The organism is Streptomyces sp. LaPpAH-108 (genome assembly GCF_000373625.1).
Classification (GTDB): Bacteria; Actinomycetota; Actinomycetes; order Streptomycetales; family Streptomycetaceae; genus Streptomyces.
The window spans coordinates 815,644-832,954 of sequence record NZ_KB891993.1 but is presented as its reverse complement, the minus strand read 5'-3'; the positions used below and the strand labels follow the sequence as shown (position 1 = coordinate 832,954).

General features: G+C 72.4%; 18 protein-coding genes and 1 riboswitch. Of the genes, 8 read left to right on the top strand and 10 right to left on the bottom strand.

Features of this window, described 5'->3' with window-relative positions:
* Positions 1-131: 131 nt before the first annotated feature.
* From B079_RS0115170 to bioB, 4 genes are all read right to left on the bottom strand, one after another.
* Positions 132-821 carry a class I SAM-dependent methyltransferase gene (locus tag B079_RS0115170; RefSeq protein WP_018546675.1) on the bottom strand — a complete coding sequence of 230 codons (690 nt, stop codon included), beginning with the start codon at positions 819-821 and terminating at the stop codon, positions 132-134.
* A gap of 119 nt (positions 822-940) precedes the next feature.
* Positions 941-1,660, bottom strand: coding sequence for a dethiobiotin synthase (gene bioD / locus B079_RS0115165; RefSeq protein ID WP_018546674.1), 720 nt, complete (start codon positions 1,658-1,660; stop codon positions 941-943).
* A 1-nt stretch (position 1,661) separates the two neighbouring features.
* Positions 1,662-2,942, bottom strand: a complete 1,281-nt coding sequence (locus tag B079_RS0115160; RefSeq protein ID WP_018546673.1) for an adenosylmethionine--8-amino-7-oxononanoate transaminase — start codon at positions 2,940-2,942, stop codon at positions 1,662-1,664.
* Positions 2,935-4,167 carry a biotin synthase BioB gene (gene bioB / locus B079_RS0115155; RefSeq protein WP_018546672.1) on the bottom strand — a complete coding sequence of 411 codons (1,233 nt, stop codon included), beginning with the start codon at positions 4,165-4,167 and terminating at the stop codon, positions 2,935-2,937. The genes B079_RS0115160 and bioB overlap by 8 nt, the downstream gene beginning before the upstream one ends.
* A gap of 147 nt (positions 4,168-4,314) precedes the next feature.
* On the opposite strand from bioB, the gene B079_RS0115150 reads away from it, so the two are divergent.
* Both B079_RS0115150 and B079_RS0115145 read left to right on the top strand, forming a co-directional pair.
* The gene (locus B079_RS0115150; RefSeq protein ID WP_018546671.1) at positions 4,315-5,442 is read left to right on the top strand and encodes an 8-amino-7-oxononanoate synthase; all 1,128 of its coding nucleotides are present in this window, start codon (positions 4,315-4,317) and stop codon (positions 5,440-5,442) included.
* 183 nt (positions 5,443-5,625) lie between these two features.
* Complete coding sequence (locus B079_RS0115145; protein ID WP_018546670.1) at positions 5,626-6,084, top strand: ATP-binding protein; 459 nt, start codon at positions 5,626-5,628, stop codon at positions 6,082-6,084.
* 14 nt (positions 6,085-6,098) lie between these two features.
* Here B079_RS0115145 and B079_RS0115140 read toward each other — a convergent pair whose 3' ends face one another.
* The 4 genes from B079_RS0115140 to B079_RS0115125 all read right to left on the bottom strand — a co-directional run bounded on the left by B079_RS0115140 (position 6,099) and on the right by B079_RS0115125 (position 9,253).
* Positions 6,099-6,572 (bottom strand): C40 family peptidase, encoded by a 474-nt coding sequence (locus B079_RS0115140; protein ID WP_026248721.1) that lies wholly within the window; start codon positions 6,570-6,572, stop codon positions 6,099-6,101.
* 3 nt (positions 6,573-6,575) lie between these two features.
* Positions 6,576-6,799: riboswitch (cyclic di-AMP (ydaO/yuaA leader) on the bottom strand.
* 432 nt (positions 6,800-7,231) lie between these two features.
* Positions 7,232-7,537: a hypothetical protein gene (locus B079_RS0115135; protein WP_018546668.1), complete on the bottom strand. Its 306-nt coding sequence runs from the start codon at positions 7,535-7,537 to the stop codon at positions 7,232-7,234.
* Between the two features lie 7 nt (positions 7,538-7,544).
* Entirely contained in the window at positions 7,545-8,165 is a 621-nt protein-coding gene (locus B079_RS0115130; RefSeq protein WP_018546667.1) for an ATP-dependent Clp protease proteolytic subunit, read from the bottom strand.
* Positions 8,166-8,290: 125 nt separating this feature from the next.
* On the bottom strand, positions 8,291-9,253 hold the full coding sequence (locus B079_RS0115125; RefSeq protein ID WP_078495940.1) for a helix-turn-helix transcriptional regulator: 963 nt from the start codon (positions 9,251-9,253) through the stop codon (positions 8,291-8,293).
* Positions 9,254-9,427: 174 nt separating this feature from the next.
* On the opposite strand from B079_RS0115125, the gene B079_RS0115120 reads away from it, so the two are divergent.
* The gene (locus B079_RS0115120; protein WP_018546665.1) at positions 9,428-11,269 is read left to right on the top strand and encodes an aldehyde dehydrogenase family protein; all 1,842 of its coding nucleotides are present in this window, start codon (positions 9,428-9,430) and stop codon (positions 11,267-11,269) included.
* A gap of 73 nt (positions 11,270-11,342) precedes the next feature.
* On the opposite strand, the gene B079_RS0115115 is transcribed toward B079_RS0115120, so the two are convergent.
* The gene (locus B079_RS0115115) at positions 11,343-12,272 is read right to left on the bottom strand and encodes an NADP-dependent oxidoreductase (protein ID WP_018546664.1); all 930 of its coding nucleotides are present in this window, start codon (positions 12,270-12,272) and stop codon (positions 11,343-11,345) included.
* Between the two features lie 49 nt (positions 12,273-12,321).
* The gene (locus B079_RS0115110; RefSeq protein WP_018546663.1) at positions 12,322-13,329 is read right to left on the bottom strand and encodes a zinc-dependent alcohol dehydrogenase family protein; all 1,008 of its coding nucleotides are present in this window, start codon (positions 13,327-13,329) and stop codon (positions 12,322-12,324) included.
* Positions 13,330-13,424: 95 nt separating this feature from the next.
* Here B079_RS0115110 and B079_RS0115105 point away from each other — a divergent pair, with 95 nt between their 5' ends.
* The 5 genes from B079_RS0115105 (at position 13,425) to B079_RS0115085 (ending at position 17,311) form a co-directional block, all read left to right on the top strand.
* Complete coding sequence (locus tag B079_RS0115105) at positions 13,425-14,435, top strand: GlxA family transcriptional regulator (RefSeq protein ID WP_018546662.1); 1,011 nt, start codon at positions 13,425-13,427, stop codon at positions 14,433-14,435.
* 90 nt (positions 14,436-14,525) lie between these two features.
* The gene (locus B079_RS0115100) at positions 14,526-14,798 is read left to right on the top strand and encodes a type II toxin-antitoxin system Phd/YefM family antitoxin (protein WP_018546661.1); all 273 of its coding nucleotides are present in this window, start codon (positions 14,526-14,528) and stop codon (positions 14,796-14,798) included.
* 173 nt (positions 14,799-14,971) lie between these two features.
* On the top strand, positions 14,972-15,274 hold the full coding sequence (locus B079_RS0115095; RefSeq protein ID WP_018546660.1) for an urease subunit gamma: 303 nt from the start codon (positions 14,972-14,974) through the stop codon (positions 15,272-15,274).
* An 11-nt stretch (positions 15,275-15,285) separates the two neighbouring features.
* A complete protein-coding gene (locus B079_RS0115090) occupies positions 15,286-15,597 on the top strand; it encodes an urease subunit beta (RefSeq protein ID WP_018546659.1) in 312 nt (103 codons plus the stop codon).
* A complete protein-coding gene (locus B079_RS0115085) occupies positions 15,590-17,311 on the top strand; it encodes an urease subunit alpha (RefSeq protein WP_018546658.1) in 1,722 nt (573 codons plus the stop codon). Before B079_RS0115090 ends, B079_RS0115085 begins: the two co-directional genes overlap by 8 nt.

The window sequence follows — 17,311 nt, the reverse complement described above, 5'->3', positions numbered from 1 at the left end:
GGCGACAGGGGAGATCGGGGGCGAGCCTTTGCGCGGGAACCCCGGCCGCGCGGGGCGGGGTGGTCTCGCCATGACGGGCCAGGGCCCCGGCCGCGACGGGTACGGCACTGACCCTTCCGGGTGGGCCGTCCCTAGGTCGCGGGCCCCGGCCGCCGGGCCGTCCCCAGGACCCCGTACGACCACGGCAGCCTCGGACCCCGGTCCGGGAGGCTCACCCGCTCGTACGGTCCGACGGTGAAGCCCGCCTCACGCAGCGCCGTCAGCGGGGCCCGGGACAGATGACAGCCTCCGGCCAGGCGGGGCCACACCGTGCGGTCCAGGGCGCGCTGGGCCGACCGCATCAGCCGCCCGCCGCCCCGGCCGTGCTCCAGGAAGCGGACCTCGCCGCCGGGCTTGAGCACCCGCCGCACCTCCGCCAGCGCCCGCCGCACGTCCTGCACACTGCACAGCACCAGACACAGCACGGCCGCGTCGAACGACTCGCTCTTGACCGGCAGCGCCTCCGCCGTCCCCGGTACGACGTCCACCGGCACGTCCGCCCGCAGCGCCGCCTGGAGGGCCAACCGCCGGAGCAGCGGCTCCGGTTCGATCGCCACGACCTCCGAGACGGCCGCCGGATAGCGGGCGAAGTTCAGCCCGTTGCCCGCGCCGATCTCGATCACCCGCCCCGAGAGCCCCGCGAGCAGCCGCTCGCGCAGCGCGGCCAGGCCGAGCCGGGTGTCCGCGCTCGCGCTGAGGTGGGCCCAGCAGCGGGCGAACAGGGGATGGTGGACGCCGTCGGGCCCCGCCGCCCGGCCGGAGCGGGTCGAGGACAGTCGCATGGCAGCCTCCCGGGGAACGGTCCCGCCTACAGGACGATTCTTCCCGAGGACGCGCGGAATGTCCCGCCCTCGCGGCGACAGGGGCCACCTCGCGCACCCGGCTGTGGAGTACCCCGCCGCTAGAACGCCGCCTGCCGTTCCCGGAAGGCCCCCGCGTCCCACTCCCCGCCCAGCCGCGCCGACAGCCAACTCGGCGCCGCCGCACGGAAGTCGGCAGGGGTCAGCGTGCCCGCCCCCGCCGGGATCGCCCCGAGCAGCGGCGCCCCGGCCACCTCCGGCAGATCGGCCACGTTGCAACGGGCGGCCAGATCAGGGTCCTTCGGCCAGGAGCCGATCACCACACCGATCAACTCCAGCTGTCGTAGCCGTAGTTCACGTGCCGTCAGCTCCGTGGAGTTGAGTGTCCCGAGACCCGCCGGAGCTACCACGAGCACCGGCGCCCCCAGCAGCACCGCCGCGTCCGCCAGCGTGCCGCCCGCCGCGTCGAACCGTACGAGCAGCCCGCCCGCGCCCTCCACCAGCACCAGATCGTGCTCGGTGGCCAGCTTGGCCGCCGCCTCGGCCACCTCCTGCGGCCGTACCGGTGCCATACCGGCCCGCCGGGCGGCCGTACCCGGCGCCAACGGCTCGGGATAGCGGGCGAGTTCGGCCGTCGTGAGCGGGCCCGCGAGCCGGGCCACCTCGTCGGCGTCCCCGCGCTCGCCGGGCCGTACACCCGTCTGCGCGGCCTTCAGCACGGCCACCGAACGCCCCGCTGCGCGCGCGGTCGCGGCGACGGCGGCGGTCGTGACCGTCTTGCCGACCTCCGTGCCCGTGCCCGTGATCACCAGTACCGGCATGTCATCCCTCCCGCGCGGCGGCGCACACCGCGCGCGCGATCCGTGCCACGTCCGCGTCGTCCGTGACGTACGGCGGCATCGTGTAGACCAGATCGCGGAACGGGCGCAGCCACACGCCCTCCCGCACGGCGGCCCGGCCGGCCGCCGCCATGTCCACCTCGTGGTCGAGCTGGACCACCCCGATGGCGCCGAGCACGCGCACGTCCCGTACGCCGGGCAGCCCGGCCGCCTCCGCCAGACCCTCCGTCAGCCCCGCCTCGATCCGCTTGACCTCCGCCCGCCAGTCCTGCCCGAGCAGCAACTCGACGGAGGCGCAGGCCACATGGGCGGCGAGCGGGTTGCCCATGAAGGTCGGCCCGTGCGCGAGCACCGGGACCTCGCCGCGCGAGATGCCGTCGGCCACCCGCGCGGTGCACAGCGTCGCCGCCATCGTCAGATAGCCGCCGGTCAGCGCCTTGCCCACACACATCACATCCGGGCTCACCCCGGCGTGCTCCGCCGCGAACAGCGTGCCCGTGCGGCCGAAGCCGGTGGCGATCTCGTCGAACACCAGCAGCACACCGTGTGCGTCGCACGCCTCGCGCAGCACCCGCAGATACGCGGGGGAGTGGAAGCGCATCCCGCCCGCGCCCTGCACCACCGGCTCCACGATCACGGCGGCCAGTTCGTCCGCGTGCCGCTCGATCAGGGCGCGCAGATGCTCCGCGTACGCCTCCTCGTACGCGGCGGGCGGCGCGTCCGCGAACACCTGGCGCGGCAGCGCCCCGGACCACAGCCCGTGCATCCCGCCCTCCGGGTCGCACACCGACATCGGGTGCCAGGTGTCGCCGTGATAGCCGCCGCGCCAGGTCAGCAGCCGCCGCTTGGCGGGGCGGCCGAGCGAGCGCCAGTACTGGAGGCACATCTTGACGGCGACCTCGACGGACACCGAGCCGGAGTCCGCGAGGAAGACGTGCTCAAGGCCTTCGGGGGACATGTCGACAAGGAGCTTCGCCAGGCGTACGGCGGGCTCGTGCGTGAGCCCGCCGAACATCACATGGCTCATCCGGCCCAGCTGCTCCCGCGCCGCCGCGTCCAGCACCGGGTGCCGGTAGCCGTGGATCGCGGACCACCAGGACGACATGCCGTCGACCAACTCGCCCCCGCCGTCGGCCAGTCGCAGCCGGACCCCGCTCGCCGACTCCACGACGAGCGGTTCGGTGCGCCCGGGCATCGGGCCGTACGGATGCCAGACGTGCCGCCGGTCCAGGTCCAGCAGGTCGGCCGTGCCGAGGTCAGGCATTGGGTGCGAGGTCGGTTCCGGCGCCACGGCGGCGGACGGCGACCAGGTCGGTGCGGGGGGTGCCGGAGGCGGGCTCGGCGTCGGCCGGGGCTGTCGTCTCGTCCGGGGCGGTCGCCTGGGCCGGGGTCTTCGCCGGTGCGGAGTCCGCCGTACCGCACACACCGTGCGCACCGCAGCCGCCTTCCCCGGCAGTGCCCGGACCGCACCCGCCCCCGCCCGCCACCCGGTGCTCCGGCAGCGTCACCTCGTCCGCGCCCTCCACCTCGAACCCGGCGTCCGCGATCATCTCCAGGTCGGCCTTGCCCGCCTGGCCCTCGCTGGTGAGGTAGTCGCCCAGGAAGATCGAGTTGGCGAGGTGCAGCGCGAGCGGCTGGAGCGTGCGCAGATGGACCTCCCGGCCGCCCGCGATGCGCACCTCCACGTCCGGGCAGACGAACCGGACCATCGCGAGGATGCGCAGACAGCGCTGCGGGGTGAGGTTCCACTCCTTGGCCAGCGGGGTGCCCTCGAACGGGATCAGGAAGTTCACCGGAACGGAGTCCGGGTCCAGCTCGCGCAGCGCGAACACCACGTCCACCAGGTCCGCGTCGCTCTCGCCCATGCCCGCGATCAGCCCCGAGCAGGCGGACAGCCCCGCCGCGTGCGCCTTGTGCACCGTGTCCACCCGGTCGGCGTACGTGTGGGTGGTGGTGATGTCGCCGTAGGTCGCCTCGGAGGTGTTCAGGTTGTGGTTGTAGGCGTCCGCGCCCGCCGCGCGCAGCCGCTCGGCCTGGCCGTCGGAGAGCAGGCCGAGGCAGGCGCACACCTCCACGCCCTCGTTCTGGTCCTTGATCGCCTTGATGGTCTCCGAGACCCGGTCCACGTCCCGGTCCGTCGGCCCGCGCCCGGACGCCACCAGGCACACCCGCTTGGCACCCCCGGCGAGCCCGGCGGCTGCTGCCTCGGACGCCTGGTCCGGCTTCAGCCAGCTGTACTTGAGGATGCCCGCCGTCGAGCCGAGCCGCTGCGAGCAGTAGGAGCAGTCCTCCGGGCACAGGCCGGACTTGAGGTTGACCAGATAGTTGAGTTTCACCCGCCGCCCGAACCAGTGCCGACGCACCCGTCCGGCCGCCGCCACCACGTCGAGCAGGTCGTCGTCGGAGGTGGCCAGCACGGCGAGCGCCTCGGCCCGCGTCGGCGTCTCGCGTCGAAGTCCCTTGTCCACCAGCGTGTTCAGGAGGTCCATGGGGCCCGATCCTGTCCTACGGCACCGCCCCGGGCCAAGGAGACTTCACACAACAGAAGCCGTTCGGAGTGTGGGTATTGCCACATCATGGGCGGCCGTGCGGGCCGCTAGTGTCTGTCCGCTACCTACAAAAGCACCGGAGGACCCATGGCGTTCGGCTGGATCGACGAGGAGGCCGGGGCCCGCCACCGTGCCGGACTGGTACGCACCCTGCGCCCCCGTCCGTCCGACTCCCCGCTGCTCGATCTCGCGAGCAACGACTACCTGGGCCTCGCCCGCCACCCCGAGACCGTCGAGGGCGCCGTACGCGCCGCCCGCGCCTGGGGCGGCGGCTCCACCGGCTCCCGTCTGGTCACCGGCACCACCGAGCTGCACGCCGACCTGGAGCGCGAACTCGCCGCCTTCTGCGGCTTCGAGGCCGCCCTGGTCTTCTCCTCCGGGTACGCCGCCAACCTCGCCGCCGTCACCGCGCTCGCCCCGCACGGCTCGCTGATCGTCTCCGACGCGGGCAACCACGCCTCGCTCATCGACGGCTGCCGACTGGCCCGGGGCACCACCCAGGTCGTCGCCCACGCCGCCCCGGAGGCCGTCGACAAGGCGCTCGGCACCCACCGGGGCGCCGCCGTCGCGGTCTCCGACACGGTGTTCTCCGTGGACGGCGACGCGGCCCCGCTCGGCGCGCTCGCGGCGGCCTGCCGGGCGCACGGCGCGGGCCTGGTGGTGGACGACGCCCACGGGCTCGGCGTCCTGGGCGACGGCGGCCGGGGCGCGCCGCACGCGGCCAGCCTCGCGGGCGCCGGTGACGTGGTGGCCACGGCCACCCTGTCCAAGTCGCTCGGCAGCCAGGGCGGTGTGGTGCTCGGCCCGGAGCGGGTGATCGCCCACCTGGTGAACACGGCCCGTACGTTCATCTTCGACACCGGCCTCGCCCCCGCCTCCGTCGGCGCCGCCCTCGCCGCGCTGCGGCTGCTGCGCCGCGAGCCCGGGCGGGCGGCGCGGGCCCGTGCGGTCGCCGCCGAGCTGCACACGCGGCTGACCGCCGAGGGCCTGGACGCGGTACGTCCCGACGCCGCCGTGGTCTCCGTGCGCGCCCCCTCCGCGTCCGGCGCCGTCGAGTGGGCGGCCCGCTGCCGCGCCGCCGGTCTTGCCGTGGGGTGCTTCCGGCCGCCGTCGGTGCCGGACGGGGTCTCCCGGCTGCGGCTGACGGCGCGGGCGGATCTGAGCGGGGAAGAGATCGCGCGGGCGGTGCGGGTGATCGGCGGGACGCGGCCGTAGGCCCGGCGCGGGCCGGAGTGAGCCGGGCGTGCGCCGGAGCGTGTCGTGAACCCCAAATCCGTTCTCGCGTCGCAGAGTTCACCGCATCGGGCGATAGATATGTGCATATATCGGGGGTTGGTGCCCCCGGCCCCTCAGGTGGTGGCAGGCTGACCGCCCAGCGTGGAAAGGGACGACGTCGCCATGGCAGACCATCTGGAAGCATCCGTCACTCTTCCGAGTGAGCCCGCCTCGGTCGCCACGGCCCGCACCTACGTCCTCGGCGTGCTGGCGGAGTGGGGTCTGCCCGCGGACGCCGAGGCCGCCGACACCGTACGGCTCATCCTCTCCGAGCTGGCCACCAACGCCGTGCAGCACACCTTCGGGCAGTCGCCCACGTTCACCGTGGACCTCGTCCTGGTGCGGGACGAGTGGCTGCGCATCGGTGTGACGGACAGCCACCCGCGCTTCCCCAGGCGGCTGCCCGCGGCCGTGCAGCAGGACAACGGGCGCGGGATGGTCATCATCCGGTACCTGACCGCCGAGTGCGGCGGCAGGCTCCGGGTGCGCTCCACCCGCGAGGGCGGCAAGACGGTCGCGGTCGAGCTGCCCTGGACGGCACCGGCCGGGCCCCTGACGGCGGCGGCGCGTCAGGAGCCGTAGGCGCTCGCGCCGGGTCAGTTCACCCGGCCGTACCAGACGCTCTTGGTCCAGATCTTCTGCAGGCGCACCACGTCCCCGGTCTTCGGGGCGTGCCAGATCTTGCCCTTACCGGCGTAGATCCCGACGTGGTAGACGCTGGACCCCGAGTGGAAGAACACCAGGTCGCCCGCCTTGCGGTGGCCGGACGAAATGTGGTGCGTCCTGTTGTACTGCTGGGCGGCGGTGCGGGGCAGCTTCTTGCCCGCCTTCTTGAACGAGTAGAGCGTGAGCCCCGAGCAGTCGAACCGGCGCGGTCCGGTGGCCCCGTAGCTGTACGGCGAGCCCTTCTTGGACGCCGCGATCTGGAGCGCCTTCGTCGCGGTGGTCGCGGCGGAGGCCTCGGTGGCCAGTCCCGGTACCGCGATCGAGCCGCCGACGGCGGCCAGGGTGAGGGCCGAGGCGGTTCCGGCCCGGGCCATCAGCGACGGGACACGATTGAGCGCAGTCATGCGCAACCCTTCGTCAGCCGCCTGTGAAGGATGACCTGTCGGATTCGGGCTGGCGAAGTTGCCCGGCCGTGTCGCCACGGCTTCACCCCAAGGGCCACTCGGCACGACCGCCCGCGGTGCGCGAACGTCCGTCCCGGCGACCCGTCTTGCTCGGGTCCTCCACTCCTGCCGATGCACTCCTGTCGACCGGTCATCCGGGCGGCGGCAGGACTCGGCGTCCGCCCGGACCGCCCCGCCGCTGTGGCGGGGGCTTGTCGTCAGACAGGGATCTTCACGTACTACCGACCGAAAATCCCAATGGAATCGGCGGTTTGTGGTGTTACTCACCACTCACCCGTTCGGGTGGACAGTCCCGTTTCCGAACTTCCGTCAGCCCCCGGGCGTAGCCCCGGACCTGGGGCGCGAGGGTCCTGGGCGGCGCCGTCGTCCCCGTGCTGCGCAAGTCGGAGGCCGCGGAAACCCGGGCGGAGATACCACGGTCGGCGGTACCACGTTCGGCCCGTTTCGGTTCCCCGAGTGGGGGAGTGCTCGACGCGCCGCGCCCGTCGGGGGTGCCGGATGTCCGGGCGCGGGGTCGTGGTCGGGCGGGAGCGCGGCGGGGGCGGGAGCGGCGGGCGTGCCGGGCCGGGGGACACCGGGCGGTATTCCGGCGCGTCGGGTCACGTCCCGTCGTCCGCCGGGAGCACGACCCGCGCGGTGCGGCGTTCGCCGTCCAGTACGCGGAGCGCGCGTGTCAGCGTGCTCCCGTGCAGCTCCGTCTCGCCCCGCTGGTGCATCAGCGTGAGTGCGTCCCGCAGCTCTGTCGCCTTGCGCACGAGGGCCTGTGCGGCCCGCAGACCGCTGTACGTGTCCTCCTGCCGGGCCGGGTTGATCCGCCCCAGCAGCTCGGCGGCCTCCAGGTAACGGTCGATCAGCTCGCCCTCGGCGCGGGTCAGCGCGGGCAGCGGCGGCAGGTCCGGCAGCACGGCGCGCTCACCGGGCGCCGGGGGCGCGGCGCTGTACGACCTCGTCCGCGAGCCCGTACGCGACGGCGTCCCGCGCGTCCAGCACCAGCTCCCGCTCCAGATCGGCGTGCACGCGCGCGGCGTCCCGCCCGGTGTGCCGGACGAGCATGTCCTCCATCAGCGCGCGCGTGCGTGCCAGCTCCTCGGCCTGGATGAGCAGATCGCTCGGCTGCCCCTGCACGGGCTCACCCAGTGCGGGCTGCTCCAGCACCACCCGCGCCCCGGGCAGCACACACCGCTTCCCCGGCGTCCCGGCCGCGAGCAGCACCGCCGAGACGGCGGCGACCTGGCCCAGGCAGTACGTCGCCACGTCGCACGAGACGTACCGCATCGTGTCGTACACGGCGGTCATCGCGTGGAACGAGCCGCCCGGGCTGTTCAGATACAGCGTGATGTCCCGCTCCGGCGCGGTGTGTTCCAGCTGCATCAGCTGCCCGATCACATCCGCCGCCGCCGTGTCGTCCAACGGCGTCCCCAGAAACACGATCCGCCCCTCGAACAACTTCGCGTACGGATCGAGCGTGCGCGGCCCCGTCGCACCGCGCTCGGTGAACTCGGGCAGGACATAGCGGGCGGACGAACGGGACATGGGCGTACCCCTCCTGACGAGCGGGCCGGTGATGGGCCCTCGCTTCTGTAAAAAATGTACAGGACGTACGCCGGGTGTGGTTGACGAGGTGTCATTTTCGAGAGCGGGAGGGGGCAGCGGGGCGGTCAGTGCGACGCGTCGGGGGAGCGGTCCTGGAGCGCGTCCACGCCCCAACTGGCGAGCAGGCGCAACGCCTGCTCGGAGGCCGACCCGGGTTCGGCGTGGTAGCTGCTCAGGTACTGGTCCTGGTCGCCCTGGAGCGCGAGTGTTTCGTAGCGCAGGGTCAGCTCACCCACGAGGGGATGCGTCAGACGCATGGTGCCGTGGGTCTTCTTCTTGACGTCGTGGGCGGCCCACAGCGCGCGGAACTCCGCGCTCTTCATGGAGAGTTCACCGATCAGCGAGGCGAGCCGCGTGTCGTCCGGGTGCAGCCCCGCCCACCGCCGCAGCTGTCCCACCACGTCCTGGGCCTTGGCGTCCCAGTCGGCGAAGAGCCTCCGTGACGCGGGATCGAGGAAGGTGACCCTGGCCCAGTTCCGGTCCTGCGGGGCGCGCGCCGCCCAGTCCCCGAAGACGGCGGACGCGGTCTGGTTCCACGCCAGCACATCGGACCCGCGCCCCCACACGTAGGCTGGGATTCCCTCCATCGCCGCCAGCAGTTCGCGCACCTCGGGCCTGACCTGCTGGCGCGGTGGGTCGCTGCGCCTCCCCTGACGCCGCTTGGGCTGCGCCAGCTCCAGGAGGTGCGCGTGCTCGGTGTCGGAGAGCCTGAGGACGCGGGAGATCGCGTCCACCACCTCGCGCGAGACGTTGCGGGCGTTCCCCTGCTCGAACCGCGTGTAGTACGCCGCGGAGACTCCGGCGAGATGGGCCAGTTCCTCGCGCCGCAGGCCCGGGACACGGCGCCGTCGGCTGTAGTCGGTGAGCCCCACATCGGCCGGCTTGAGGCGATCACGGCGGGTGCGCAGGAACTCGCTCAGCTCCGCGCGCGGGTCCAGGACCTCGTGCGGCTGCGCCCGAGGCCCCGGACGCGGGGCCGATGCCGACGCTTTCGAAGCGCCTGTGCGGGCGGCGTGATCGGTTGCCATATATCGAGTATGGCGCGGTTCCCGCAGCTCAGCCTGTCCCTGCCAGTGACAGCTCCACGAGACGTAGACGAAGTGGGTGTCTGGCTAACGGGGCGTGCCCGACGGATTGTCGAACTGTCCTGATCGGCGGCTCCCCGACCCGTCAGGCACCCGAACCATGGATGTGACACAGACATGAGCACCACCGATACGCCCCCCGCCCACCGCACACGAACCGGACACTGCCTGTGCGGCGCGATCAGCTACCGCTTCGACGCCCAGCCCGAGGCGGTCGTCGTATGCCACTGCGGCCACTGCCAGCGCCACACCGGCTCCGCGTTCTCGGTGAACGTCCTGGTCGCGCGCGACTCCCTGGAGATCGAGGGAGCGCCCAGGTCGTACCGGACCACGGGAGCGGAGAACGGCAACCCGCGCGACCGGCTCTTCTGCGGAGACTGCGGCACGCCAATCTTCACCGTCCTGCACGAGAGGCCCGATCTCATGATCGTCAAGGCCGGCACCCTCGACGACCCCACCGGGCTCGAACCGTCCGCCGAGGTATGGCTGCGCCGCGCTCAGGACTGGGTCGAGCCGGGCGCGCACCGGGCGCGGTTCGACGGCGACGCGAAGGAGCGGCGCGACCCACACGGTACGAAGGAGCAGATCATGAGCTTTCAGACGATCAACCCGGCCACCGGTGAATTCGTGAAGGAATTCCCGTTCCAGTCGGACGACGAGGTGTTCGCGGCGCTCGACACCGCGGACCGGCTCTATCGCGAGGACTGGAGGTTCCGGCCGGTCGCGGAGCGGGCCCGCATCGTCGCCCGCGCGGCGGAGATCCTGCGCGAGAGGCGGGACGAGTACGTGGAATACCTGACCCTCGAAATGGGGAAGGTCACCCGCTTCGGCTCTTTCGAGGTCGATCTCGTCGCCGACATCCTCGACTACTACGCCGAGCACGGGGAGAGGTTCCTCGCCGCACAGGAACTGCCCGGTGAGCCCGGCGCGAAGCTGATCACCGAACCCATCGGCGTCATCCTCGCGATCGAGCCGTGGAACTTCCCCTACTACCAGCCGGCCCGGGTCGCCGCGTCCCAGCTGGTGGCGGGGAACGTGGTCCTGATGAAGCACGCCGAGAGCGTCCCGCAGTCCGCCCTGGCCTTCGCCCGTCTCTTCGAGGAGGCGGGCGCGCCGGAGGGGGCCTACCCGAACCTCTTCTGCGACATCGACCAGATCGGCAGGCTGATCGACGACTTCCGGGTACGCGGCGTCACCCTCACCGGCAGCGAGCGGGCAGGCGCCTCCGTCGGCGAGCGCGCAGGCCGCAACCTCAAGAAGGCGGTCCTGGAGCTGGGCGGCAGCGACCCGGCCCTGATCCTGGAAGGCGCGCCGCTGGACCACGCGGTCGAGCAGGTGGTGAGGGGGCGGACCTACAACTCGGGTCAGGGCTGCGTGAACATCAAGCGGGTGATCGTGGTCGGCAGGGACCGAGGCGAGCAGATGCTCGCCGCGCTCGAAGAGCGCTTCGCGGCGATCAAGGTGGGCGACCCGAAGGACGAGGAGACCCAGGTCGGCCCGCTGTCCAGCGAGCGCGCCCTGGAGGGCCTGCTCCGGCAGATCCGGGAGGCCGAGGAGGCGGGCGGTCGCATCGTGCACGGCGGCCACCGGGTCGACCGCCCCGGCTTCTACCTCGAACCGACGATCATCACGGACATCACCGAGGACAACCCGCTCTTCCACGAGGAAGCCTTCGGGCCCGTGCTGTCCTTCTACGTCGTGGACAGCGAGGACGAGGCGATACGGCTGGCCAACGCGACCAGGTTCGGCCTGGGCGGCTACGTCTTCGACGCCGACGTCGAGCACGCCCAGCAGGTGGCCGCCCGTGTCGAAGCGGGGATGGTGTACATCAACTCCTGCTTCGCCGACTCGCCGAGCCTGCCGTTCGGAGGCGTCAAGAACTCCGGATTCGGCCGCGAGCTGGCCGAACTGGGGATCGGGGAATTCCTCAACCGCAAGTTGGTGAGGATCGCGCAGTAGCTCCGCACCCACCCGCCCGCCGAGAAGACCTGCCGACCCCGGCCCGGGGTCGGCAGGTCCGCGTGTGCCCCGGTCAGGGGAGGAGGACGAGCTTGCCGTCGATCTGCCCGTCCTCGCCCAGACGGTGGGCCTCGGCGGCCCGGGACAACGGGAGCGTCGCGTGGATCTTGGCACGCAGCGCCCCCTCGGCGGCCAGGTCGGCGATGGCCCGCATCCCGGCGTGGTCGGACTGGACCATCAGGCTCCGGTAGCGCACGCCGCGTTCACCGGCCAGGGTGAGGGCTTCCTCGTCGGCCCCCAGCAGGGAGACGAGGACACCGCCGCGACGAACGGCGCGCAGGGAGTCCAGGCGGGTCTGCCCGGTGAAGGGGACCAGGGCCGCGTCGGCGTCCGAGAGGACGTCGCTGATGCTGGTGGTGCGGTAGTCGAAGACCTGGGCGGCGCCCAGGGAGCGTACGAAGTCGGCGTCGGCGGCGGACGCGGTGGCGGTGACCTCGGCGCCGAGGTGACGGGCGATCTGCACGGCGAGGTGCCCCACCCCTCCCGCCGCGCCCTGGATCAGGACGCGCTGACCGTCTCTCAGCCCGGCGGTGTCGTGCAACGCCTGCCAGGCGGTGAGCGCGGCCAGGGGCAGGGCGGCGGCCTGGGCGAAGTCGATGGTGCCGGGTTTGGCGGCGAAGGCGCGGGCCGGGCCGGTCGCGAACTCGGCGTAACTACCGGGCGCGTACGGGTAGGGCAGCATCCCGAAGACCTCGTCGCCCTCCTCGAAGATCGTGACGCCGGGGCCGGTCTTGTCGACGGTTCCGGCCACGTCCCAGCCGGTGGTGGCCGGAAGGCCGTGGTCGTAGGGGATGGTGCCGTCGCGGTGCTTCCAGTCGGTGGGGTTGACACCCGCCGCCGCGACGCGGATGCGGACCTCACCCACGCCGGGCTCGGGAAGCGGCACCTCGGTCTCGGTGAGGATGTCGGGCCCTCCGTAGGTGTGCTGAACGATCGCGCGCATGAGCCGGGGCTCCTTCCTGTCGTGCGGTGACCGGCGACGACGACCGGAGTCAGGAGGCGTCGGTGTCATGGCCGACGGTGAGGACGATCTTGCCCGTCTGGGCGTTGGACTCCATGTAGCGGTGGGCGGCGGCGACGTCGTCCAGGTCGAAGGTGCGGTCGACGACCGGTGCGAGGGAGCCGTCGCTCAGGCCCGCGTCGACGAACGCGACCGCGCGGCGCAGGCGTTCGGGGTCCGCGGTGATCCGGAACATGGTGAACATGCCGGTGAGCAGGTCCGGGTAGAACGCGGCGTTGGGCAGCGGGGTCGGGCGCGGATCGAGGGCGCCGTATACCAGCAGCTTGCCGCCCGGGGCGATCGCCTGGGCGAGGGTGTCGACGCCGGGGCCCGCCACCGGGTCGAAGGCCAGCTGGACGCCCCGGCCGCCGGTGATCTCCTTGACGCGGGCGACCAGGTCCTCGTTCTCGGTGTCGATGACATGGGCCGCCCCGGCATCGAGGAGAGCCTGGCGCTTGGAGGTGCCGCGGACGGTGGCGATCGGTGTCACACCGATGCGACGGGCCGTCTGGATCGCGGCCAGGCCCACGCCGCCGGAGGCCGCCGTGAGCAGGACGTGGTCACCCGGGCGCAGCCCGCCCTCGTCGATGAGCGCGCCGTAGGCGGTGAGGTACGCCATCCAGACGGCGGCGGCCGTGACCGGGTCGAGGGCCGCCGGGCGGGGGACGACAGCGGAGGCGGGGACGATCACGTGGTCGCCGTAGGTGCCGTAGTCGGTGAGGGAGAAGGCGGGGACCACCGCGACCGGATCGCCGACGGCGAGGCCGGTGACGCCCTCGCCGAGCGCTTCGACGGTTCCGGCGGCCTCGTAGCCGAGGGAGCTGGGGAAGGACGGCTGGAGGAAGTAGCTGCCCTCGCGGAACATGGCGTCGGCCCGGTTCAGGCCGATCGCGTCCACGCGGACAAGCACCTCCCCGGTGCCGGGGGCGCCGGTCTCCACCTCGCGCACATGAAGAACCTCGGGGCCGCCGAGCCGGTCGAACTGAATCTGCCTGGCCATGGGAAACGCCTTTCCGGGAGGGGATGGAATCAGCGTGCGGCAGTGGCTCTGACCTGGGCAATGGCAAGATGGACAGTAAACGATAGAATCAGGACATGGCCTCGATCCCCCGCACTGCCGACGCCGCCACGGAGTTCCGTACGCCCCCCGTCCACCGCGTCGTCGTCCTGGCGCTCGACGGCGTCTACCCCTTCGAGCTGAGCATCCCGAACCGGGTGTTCCCCTACGTCGAGGGCGCGTACGAGGTGGTGAGCTGCGCGGTGACGGACGACCGCACGGTGCTGACCAACGCCGACTTCACGATCACCGTCGGACACGGGCCCGAAGCGCTGGAGAGCGCGGACACCGTCATCGTGCCGCCCTACGATTCCGCCTGCATCTCGGCCGAGTTGCCGGAACCGGTGCGCGCCGCTCTCGCCCGGATCCGGCCCGGCACGCGCATCGTCTCCATCTGCTCCGGGGCGTTCACGCTCGCCGCGGCGGGACTGCTCGACGGTCGGCCCGCGACCACGCACTGGGTGCTGGCCGATCAGTTCCGCCGGATGTTCCCGCACATCGCCCTGGACCCGGACGTGCTGTTCGTCGACGACGGCGACCTCCTGACCTCCGCGGGCGCCGCGTCCGGACTCGACGTCTGCCTGCATCTGATCCGCTCCGACCACGGCAGCGCCGTCGCCAACCGGGTCGCCCGGCAGTGCGTCGTCCCGCCGTGGAGGGAGGGCGGCCAGGCCCAGTACATCGAACAGCCGGTGCCGCAGGAGGGCGCCAGCGGCACCGCCGCCACCCAGGCATGGGCCCTGGAGAACCTTCGACGCCCCTTGTCCCTGGCCGAGTTGGCGGCGCACGCGCGCACAAGTCCGCGTACGTTCGCCCGGCATTTCCAGGACGAGACGGGCACGAGCCCCGGCCGCTGGCTGATCCAGCAGCGGGTGCGTCGTGCCTGCCACCTCCTGGAGACCACCGACCTGTCCGTCGACCGGATCGCGGGCGAGGTCGGGTTCGCGACGGGCGCTTCGCTGCGCCAGCATCTGCACGCGGTGATCGGGGTGTCCCCGAAGGCGTACCGCACGACGTTCCGCGCACGGGCCGACGCGGCACGGGGCTGAGCGGCGCAGCCACGGCAGTCCGCCCGGCGGACCTCGTCAACCGAGCGCCGTCTGATCACCCCATTTCGGGCGGTGCCTACACTTGCCCCCATGGCCTATGAGATTCCGGTGACGCAAGCCAGGGCTGAGCTGGCAGATCTGATCAACCGGGTGGTGTACGGCGGGGAGCGGGTGGTGGTGACCCGGCACGGGAAGCCGCTGGTCGCGTTGGTGTCGGCCGCTGATCTGGAGCGGCTGGAGGCGCTGGACGCGGCGGAGCAGGAGCGGGTTGTCAGTTCGGTGTCGCGGGTGCACGAGGGCGGTGCGGGGGTGCGGCAGCGGTTCGGGATCGCGGCGGAGCACCGAGGGTCGGGGGCCTCGTGAGGGGCCGTGCGGCCGGACGCGCCGAACGGGTGCCGGTTAACCTCGCCGAAACGCTCGCGAACTAGCCTTCCCCTCCACGCCACCAGGGCTTTTCCGGCCGAGCCGGCGGAGCCACGAGGTGGCGGCGGCAACCGGGCCCCGCACGGTCCGGAGCGAGGACTGTGAGGTGGGACGTGCAACTGACCCCGCACGAGCAAGAGCGGCTGCTGATCCATGTCGCGGCGGACGTGGCCGAGCGGCGCCGGGCCCGAGGGCTGAAGCTGAACCACCCCGAGGCCATCGCGCTCATCACGTCGCACATCCTGGAGGGCGCCCGCGACGGCCGCACCGTCGCCGAGCTGATGTCCTCCGGGCGCAAGGTCCTCACCAGGGACGACGTCATGGCGGGCGTGCCCGAGATGATCCATGACGTACAGGTCGAGGCGACCTTCCCGGACGGCACCAAGCTCGTCACCGTCCACGAGCCGATCGTCTGAGGGGGCCTGCGATGATTCCCGGAGAGACGCTGTTCGCGGACGGCCCGATCGTCTGCAACGAGGGCCGTGAGATCACCCGGCTCACCGTGCTCAACGCCGCCGACCGGCCCGTCCAGGTCGGCTCCCACTACCACTTCGCCGAGGCCAACCCCGGCCTGGACTTCGACCGTCCGCAGGCCCACGGCAAGCGGCTGAACGTCGCCGCGGGGACCGCCGTCCGCTTCGAGCCCGGCATCCCCGTGGAGGTCGAACTCGTCCCGCTCACCGGCGCCCGCATCGTCCCCGGACTGCGCGGCGAGACCGGAGGTGCCCTCGATGCCTGAGATCTCCCGCGCCGCCTACGCCGACCTGTTCGGCCCCACCACCGGCGACCGCATCCGGCTCGCCGACACCGATCTGCTGATCGAGATCGAGGAGGACCGCTCCGGCGGCCCCGGCCGCTCCGGCGACGAGGCGGTGTTCGGCGGCGGCAAGGTCATCCGCGAGTCCATGGGCCAGTCCCGGGCGACCCGTGCCGACGGCACCCCGGACACCGTGATCACCGGTGTCGTCGTCGTGGACCACTGGGGCGTCGTCAAGGCCGACGTCGGCATCCGCGACGGCCGGATCACCGGCATCGGCAAGGCGGGCAACCCGGACACCATGGACGGCGTCCACCCCGACCTCGTCATCGGCCCCGAGACCGAGGTCATCGCGGGCAACGGCCGCATCCTCACGGCGGGCGCCATCGACGCGCACGTCCACTTCATCTGCCCGCAGATCGCGGACGAGGCGCTGGCCTCCGGCGTCACCACACTGGTCGGCGGCGGCACCGGACCCGCCGAGGGCTCCAAGGCCACCACCGTCACCCCCGGCCCCTGGCACCTGGCCCGGATGCTGGAGGCGATGGAGGCGTACCCCGTCAACGTCGGCTTCCTCGGCAAGGGCAACACCGTCTCGCAGGACGCGATGCTCTCGCAGATCCGGGGCGGCGCCGTCGGCCTCAAGCTGCACGAGGACTGGGGCTCCACCCCGGCCGTCATCGACGCGGCGCTCACCGTGGCCGACCGCACCGGCATCCAGGTCGCCATCCACACCGACACCCTCAACGAGGCCGGTTTCGTGGGCGACACCCTCGCCGCGATCGCGGGCCGGGGCATCCACTCGTACCACACCGAGGGCGCGGGCGGCGGGCACGCACCCGACATCATGACGGTCGTCTCGCAGCCCAACGTGCTGCCCAGCTCGACCAATCCGACCCGGCCGTTCACCGTCAACACCGCCGAGGAACACCTCGACATGCTGATGGTCTGCCACCACCTCAACCCCGCGGTCCCCGAGGACCTGGCCTTCGCGGAGTCCCGCATCCGGCCGTCCACCATCGGCGCGGAGGACATCCTCCACGACCTCGGCGCGATCTCGATCATCTCCTCCGACTCCCAGGCCATGGGCCGCGTCGGCGAGGTGATCCTGCGTACCTGGCAGACCGCGCATGTGATGAAGGGCAGGCGCGGGGCGCTCCCCGGCGACGGCCGCGCCGACAACCACCGGGTACGGCGCTACGTCGCCAAGTACACGATCAACCCGGCCCTCGCCCAGGGCCTTGCCGCCGAGATCGGCTCGGTCGAGACCGGCAAGCTCGCCGACCTGGTGCTGTGGGAGCCCGCGTTCTTCGGGGTCAAGCCGCTGCTCGTGCTCAAGGGCGGCCAGATCGCCTACGCGCAGATGGGCGACGCCAACGCCTCCATCCCCACCCCGCAGCCGATCCTGCCCCGCCCGATGTACGGCGCGATCGGGCGTGCCCCGGCCGCCAACTCGGTCAACTTCGTGGCCCCGTTGGCGATCGAGGACGGCCTGCCCGAACGCCTCCGGCTCGGCAAGCGGTTCGTGGCCATCGAGTCCACCCGCGCGGTCACCAAGGCCGATCTGCGCGAGAACGACGCCATGCCGGACGTCCGGATCGACCCCGACAGCTTCGCCGTGCACATCGACGGGGAGCTGGTGGAGGCGACACCGGCGGTCGAACTGCCCATGGCCCAGCGCTACTTCCTCTTCTGA